The organism is uncultured Planktosalinus sp., from assembly GCF_963973675.1.
In the GTDB taxonomy this organism is placed as follows: domain Bacteria; phylum Bacteroidota; class Bacteroidia; order Flavobacteriales; family Flavobacteriaceae; genus Planktosalinus.
On the sequence record NZ_CAXBAN010000134.1, the window covers coordinates 1 to 6,532 of the forward strand.

Here is a 6,532-nt window from a genome sequence, read left to right on the forward strand (position 1 = left end):
CACAGATAACGGCGTGGGGATAAAAACCTCTAAAGAACTGAAGGAAAAATCAGTGTCGGTGCATAAATCCATGGCATTGGATATCATAAGAAACCGCTTGAAAATGATTGAAACCTCCACCTCCAAAGTGTCAAAATTAATGATTGAAGAAACCAAAGACAACAATGGCAAGGTAACCGGAACCAAGGTCGTTTTACAGTTGCCCATACAATATATACTAAAATAAGATTTGTAACAAAAAACGAATTTAGCTACCATTGCATATGATTACAGCCATACTTGTTGATGACGATGCCCATTTGCGAAAAGGCATGAAAGCCATGCTTGGGAAGTATGCACCCCACATCCACATCGTTGGGGAAGCAGAAAACGTGCCGGATGCCATCTCGGTCATCAGTACCCAAAACCCGAAAGTGGTGTTCCTGGACATTCAGCTGGCAGAAGGCACCGGATTTGACATCCTGGAAAAACTAACGGAACAACAGGGAAAAATAGCCTTTCAGGTGGTGTTTATCACCGCCCATGAGCAATATGCCATCAAAGCCTTCCGCTTTAGTGCACTCGACTTTTTACTCAAACCCGTCGATCCTGAAGAACTGCAGAAGGTGGTAGAAAAAATACAAACCACCCTGCAGAAAAACGAAGGATTTGAACACATCGAACTCCTGCTGGAAAACATCCGTAAAAAAACGGATACCTTTAAACGCATTGCCCTCTCTACTGCAGACGGTACCCATTTGTTTAACATCAACGAAATACTGCGCTGCGAATCTGAAGACAATTACACCAAATTCTTTTTTAAAAACGGCCAAAGCTTCCTAATCTCTAAAACCCTAAAGGAATATGAAGAATTACTGAGCGGCCATGGTTTTGAACGCATCCACCAATCCCACTTAATCAACTTGGCCTTTTTGAAATCCTATATCAAAAAAGACGGTGGGTATGTGGTGATGACTGATGGCAGCCACCTGCCCATTTCACAACGCAAGAAAGAACGGCTGCACGAAATTTTAAAAAACCTGTAAACAAATTCTAAATGAAACCCTGCCTATACTCATTAAGCCCTATAAGAATGAAACATTCACTTTATATTCGCTAACAGTACAGAGCAATCAAAAAAAACAATCTTATGAAAAATCTATACCTCCTTTTACTCTTCATTTTCGGAACAGCACAGGCACAAGTGGTCACCATTCCTGATGCCAACTTTAAAGACAAACTGCTGGAGGCTGCCACTACAAACAATATTGCCAAAGATGAAAATGGGGTGTCCATTGTCATAGACACCAATACCGATAACGAAATCCAGCTGAGTGAAGCCCTCACGGTTTTTGAACTTAACATCATTAATTCCGATATAGGTGACCTTTCGGGGATTGACGCATTTACCAATATCACCCATCTTTTGTGTGACCAAAACAACCTGAACGTTTTGGACGTTTCGGCCCTGGTCAATTTGGAAGAACTTACCTGTTCAGACAATAACCTTACGGAACTTGACCTGTCAAGCAATCCAAACCTGGAATTCGTCTGGGCACTGAGCAATCCATTAGAGTTTATGAATGTCAAAAACGGAAGTGCTTTTGACCCGGAACTAATCGGTAGCGGGACCTGGATGGAAATTTGGGCCAACCTGCCTGACGGCTGCTATGTCTGTGCTGATGAAAGTGAAGTGGCAATCATTGATGAGCAATTAAATCTGTTCGGTTCAGGAAAGCATGTGTCTTCTTACTGTACTTTTTATCCAGGGGGCGACTACAATACCATTACCGGTACTGTGCTGTTTGACCTTGACAATGACGGCGATTGCGACATCGAGACCAACCTGCAGCCCTATGTGCGAATTGATCTTACTGACGGCACAGATGCAATCTCGAGTTTTACAAATGCTGACGGAGAATACATTTTCTATACACCGGCAGGCACCTTTACACTCAATCCTACAATTGAACATCCGGACTACTTTACCGTGACCCCTTCAGAGGCTGAAGTGACGTTTCCTGTAGTCGATAACAGTATTGAGGTGGTTGACTTTTGTATTTCGCCCAATGGTGTGCACCCCGACCTTGAAGTTGTGATTGCTCCCGTTGACTTTGCTGTACCCGGCTTTGATGCCATTTACAAGCTTGTGTACCGCAATAAAGGAAACCAAGTTATGACACAAGCTGAGGGTGTCACCCTGTTCTTTCAGGACCAGTTTATGGACTTTGTTTCTGCATCTGAAACACCTGACAGCCAGTCTGAGGGTCTGTTATCATGGGACTTTGCAGACTTGCTTCCCTTTGAGCAACGCAGCATACTGGTGACCATGAATATCAATACCCCAACAGACCCTGACAACCCTGTCAACATTGATGACGTCCTTGAATTTGGAGCCCTTGTAGAACCCGAAGCTGGGGATGAAACACCTACAGATAATTCCTATACCTATGAAGAAACCGTGGTTGGGGCGTTTGACCCCAATGACATTCTTTGTCTGGAAGGCACCATAGAAGACCCGCTTAACATTGGTGAACAGTTGCACTACCGCATCCGTTTTGAAAATACCGGTAATTTTCCTGCACAGAATGTAGTGATAGCAATGGAAATCAACCCCGAGCAGTATGACCCGGAAACAATGTTGCTGCTGAATGCCTCCCATGAAGTAGACGCCCGCCTGATGGGTACTACGGCAGAGTTTTTCTTTCAGAACATCCAACTGGCTTCCGGTGGTCATGGCAACATCCTGTTGGCAGTGGAAACCCTCAACTCACTGGAGGAGGGTGATGAAGTATTAAGCAAAGCCGATATTTATTTTGATTACAACTACCCCGTAACGACCAATGAGGCCATTACCTTGTTTGAAGCAACCATGAGCACGCAGGACCCGGTTCTTGATGCCGCTATTTCGGTCTATCCCAATCCCGTTCAGAATCAATTGACTGTCAGGGCTGAGAAAACCATCAACAGTATTGAATGGTATGATGTGGCAGGGCGATTGCTGCGCATTCATTTAGTCAATGAGTCTGAGGTAACTCTGGACCTTTCCAAACAAGCGACCGGAGTTTATTTTATGAAAATTTATACAGAACAAGGAACCACCGTCAAGAAGGTAATTAAGAATTAAACAGCTTCCATTTTGACTAATTTTCATAGTGTCAATCAACCGCTCTGTAATGGAGCGGTTTTTTTTAATTTTATTACGCCTGTCAAAAACAAGAATAGAACACCTCAGCACATCAGTTTCAATTGTCTAAACTTTATTATTATAAAACAGACCAATAATCAAGCTGAAAATCAAAAATTTCGTATATTTAAGCCTACATTACTTGCACAGAAGTTGTTGTAAGAAAGCTAAACCAAAAGCGAACAATCTTGTAGCTTAAAAAACTGAAAAACAGCAGTTTGCGCAGCGACTTTCAAAAAACTACCTTAATCCATATTTTTTACTACTTTTTATTATAAATATTACTAATATTTTTGGTTAAATTTACTAGTATATTGATGTTTCACAAACGTTTGTTTACATAGTTTTCTACGCAGAAAAACAAGTAAAGTAACGCAGAAAAACATTTTTTTAAAGCAGTGTATAATTAAATAGTAAAAAGAATGGCACAATTAAACAATCAAACCCTTCGGTATCGCATCACCAGGCGCAAAAACACCATAGGGGGTAAAAAGGACCAATACATTATGCAAGCGGTACATACCGGCATTGTCACCTTTGACCAAATTTGCAAAGAAGTAGGCGACCGCTGTTCACTTACGCCGGGAGATGTAAAACACGCCGCTATGGAAATAGCAGCCCTCTATCAATTTCACTTGGCTGAAGGGCGCATCGTGGAGCTGGGAGACCTGGGGCGTTATAAAATTGGTTTCCAATGCAAAGCCGAAGACCACCCCGACAAGCTCACCAAAAAAAGCATTAAAAAATTCCACCTCAACTTCCAGCCCTCCAAAGCCATTAAAAAAATGCTTAAAGTGGGGATGACTATCAAACGGGAAGGGGGAAGGTAAGTGCTCAGCAGCAATGTTCAGGATAAGCTTGATAGCATACAATATCGATATTTGCTATTCCTGGTTCGCTATCCGGTGTTCCAACAACAAGGCCACAGAGACACAAGGATTTTGTCCCCTGTCCTAAGTCAGCAAAAAAGCATCCACCGCCTCCTCACTATAAAATTCACAAAGCATTTGGTAGGGCTTTGCATTTAGGTAGTTATTAAGCTCTTTTTGTTGGTCAAAGATTTTGTAGTATTGGCCTTGGTGGTTGTAGAGGTATAATTTTTTACTGCCGTTAATTAATAGGGTTTCTATGGTTCTGTTGGCGTTGTTAAGGTATTGAGTGTCTAATAATTGGATTTTATTCATGAACTTCTTTTGGTTGAATTTTTGCTTTTAGTAAATCATCCATATTAGTCAATGCCGGAAGAAACTTGCGAAGTAACTTTCTATTTTCCTCTTCAGATTTTTTGAAAAGCTTATTCACGTTTATGGTAAAATCCATCTCTTCATTATAAGTAAAAGGTTTCACAAGTTTTACTTCGTAATAATATTTTGTTTTGGAGTTTTCTTTTCCTTTTATTTTTGATCTATGTTTTAATTTAATAGACTTAATCTCACTTTCAAAACCTGATAAAACTATAGGTTTGCTTCTGCCTCCTGAATAGACCACCAACTTATCTGCCTCAAGAATTCCTGTTGGGAAATCTTTTACTTTGTGATTGCGTTCTATGGCGTGAAAGTAAAAAGTTTTTCCTCCTTCCAAAGTTCTTAACTTCAGCTTACTACAAAATCCTAAAGCAATTTTAATAGTTTTATCTTTTGGCTCATCTTTTAAATAAAGGCTGAATTGTTTGTTGTCAATAAAACCGCTAATCTTTTTTCTGTAATCTGCTGCAACTCTTACATCTTCAATTTCTAATTTACGGTTTTTGCTGATGTTTAAAAACTCTTTTTCTTGGTCAATTCCTAGGTATTTTCGATTCGCCAAGTTTGCAGCTATGCCAGTGGTGCTACTTCCAGCAAATGGGTCAAGAATCCAGGCGTTAGGTTTTGTGGAAGCTAATACAATACGCGCTAAAACTGAGAGAGGTTTTTGTGTGGGATGTTTACCACAGCTTTTCTCCCATTTGGCTATGGCTGGCAATGTCCATACGTCTTTCATTTGCTTGTCATCGTTTAACCGTTTCATTAAATCATAGTTGTAGTGGTGTGGCACTTTTTCTTTCTTCCTTGCCCAAATGATTTGCTCTGTAGAATACGTAAAATAACGGCAAGAAAAATTAGGTGGTGGATTGGTTTTCTGCCAGGTTATGACGTTGAGAATTTTAAAATCTAACTCAGTTAATAATTGACCAATAGAAAAAATATTATGCATTGTACCACTAATCCAGATGGTAGCATCATCTTTCATTTTATCTCTTACTAACGAAAGCCATCTTTTGTTAAAGTCATTGATGTAATCAAAACCAAAAGATTTATCCCAGTTTCCTTTGTTGACACTTACTATCTTCCCATTTTGAATAGATAGACCATTATTGGATAAAAAATAAGGTGGATCAGCAAAAACCATATCAAATTGATGTTCAATTTGGGGTAACAACTCAAACGTATCTCCATGGAGAAGGTAAAAATCTTTGTCTTTGGATTTATAATATGGTTGTATCATTCTTCTAAAATTTCTACAAAAACTGGATAAAAATACCTTAGTTCAGTTTTTCAACATTAAAAGCTTTTTGTTTAAAGCTTTAGGAATAATTAACTCAAGATGTGTGAAAAAATTATCTAAATGGGATAGGCTAAATACTGTGTTGCTTGAAGATTTACTTTCTCAATCAAATTACCATTTATAATATAATATTTTCCTAGATTCAAATTTGTGTCAAAATCAAAAATTCTATAAAGAAAATAATTATTTGATTTTGTCTTAGAGAATTCAATCTCATTTATAGTTATAAAAAAAGGTCTTGAAATGTTACTCCTTGTGGTCTTCACCTCAATATACTTTTCATTACCATCAATATCATATGAAAGAATGTCGTAACCCAATCCATCACCTTTAACAAGGGAGCTATGCTCTATTTTATTAGCCAAGCTTTCTTTACCACTTTTTATCAAAAAATTTCTTTCTTTTTCAACCACAAACAATTCTCCTAAATGACCTAAACGTCTGTTTTTAAGCTCTTCTTTAATAAAATCTGTAGCTTTAGTAGGCTTAAAGGTTCTTTTAAATTGCTTGTTTGATGTTTTTGGAGCCTCAACCAATTCTAAGGTGATATTTTGTAAATTATTCTCTAAAATCCCCACTAAAAAACCCTCTTTAAATGCACAATTGGTACACTTATGCCTTCCTGTACCACCTTGATTTTCTCCTAAATTCTGTAAGATATGAGTAGGTGCAATACTACCTTCTGGACAACTTTCCGCATTAATCAGAGTTTTACAATAGGCTATATAATTTTCCCAATTACTCGTGCTACCTAAGATAAACCCTTGTTCAAAAGCACAAGTAGGACATTTATGTCTACCACTGCCACCTTGATTATGGTGC

The 6,532-nt window shown here is 38.8% G+C and carries 6 protein-coding genes and 1 pseudogene; 4 read left to right on the forward strand and 3 right to left on the reverse strand.

What is annotated here, in order from left to right:
- From AACY61_RS06820 to AACY61_RS06835, 4 genes are all read left to right on the forward strand, one after another.
- A partial coding sequence (locus tag AACY61_RS06820) for a hypothetical protein (RefSeq protein ID WP_339610828.1) occupies positions 1 to 226 on the forward strand: 226 nt, incomplete at its 5' end.
- 37 nt (positions 227 to 263) lie between these two features.
- Positions 264 to 1,025: a LytTR family DNA-binding domain-containing protein gene (locus AACY61_RS06825; RefSeq protein WP_339610829.1), complete on the forward strand. Its 762-nt coding sequence runs from the start codon at positions 264 to 266 to the stop codon at positions 1,023 to 1,025.
- Between the two features lie 104 nt (positions 1,026 to 1,129).
- Complete coding sequence (locus AACY61_RS06830) at positions 1,130 to 3,106, forward strand: T9SS type A sorting domain-containing protein (protein WP_339610830.1); 1,977 nt, start codon at positions 1,130 to 1,132, stop codon at positions 3,104 to 3,106.
- 482 nt (positions 3,107 to 3,588) lie between these two features.
- Positions 3,589 to 3,996 carry an HU family DNA-binding protein gene (locus AACY61_RS06835; protein ID WP_339610831.1) on the forward strand — a complete coding sequence of 136 codons (408 nt, stop codon included), beginning with the start codon at positions 3,589 to 3,591 and terminating at the stop codon, positions 3,994 to 3,996.
- A gap of 123 nt (positions 3,997 to 4,119) precedes the next feature.
- On the opposite strand, the gene AACY61_RS06840 is transcribed toward AACY61_RS06835, so the two are convergent.
- The 3 genes and pseudogenes from AACY61_RS06840 to AACY61_RS06850 form a co-directional block, all read right to left on the reverse strand.
- Positions 4,120 to 4,350: a hypothetical protein gene (locus AACY61_RS06840; protein WP_339610832.1), complete on the reverse strand. Its 231-nt coding sequence runs from the start codon at positions 4,348 to 4,350 to the stop codon at positions 4,120 to 4,122.
- Positions 4,351 to 4,891: 541 nt separating this feature from the next.
- Positions 4,892 to 5,650, reverse strand: a pseudogene (locus AACY61_RS06845) (site-specific DNA-methyltransferase); the annotation flags it as partial.
- Between the two features lie 116 nt (positions 5,651 to 5,766).
- The coding region (locus tag AACY61_RS06850) for a DUF3883 domain-containing protein (protein WP_339610833.1) at positions 5,767 to 6,532 on the reverse strand (766 nt) is incomplete at its 5' end.

Excerpts from the sequence above, each read along its gene's own strand:
- AACY61_RS06840 (WP_339610832.1), bottom strand. The coding sequence starts at position 4,350 with ATGAATAAAATCCAATTATTAGACACTCAATACCTTAACAACGCCAAC.
- AACY61_RS06830 (WP_339610830.1), top strand. The coding sequence starts at position 1,130 with ATGAAAAATCTATACCTCCTTTTACTCTTCATTTTCGGAACAGCACAG.
- AACY61_RS06825 (WP_339610829.1), top strand. The coding sequence starts at position 264 with ATGATTACAGCCATACTTGTTGATGACGATGCCCATTTGCGAAAAGGC.
- AACY61_RS06835 (WP_339610831.1), top strand. The coding sequence starts at position 3,589 with ATGGCACAATTAAACAATCAAACCCTTCGGTATCGCATCACCAGGCGC.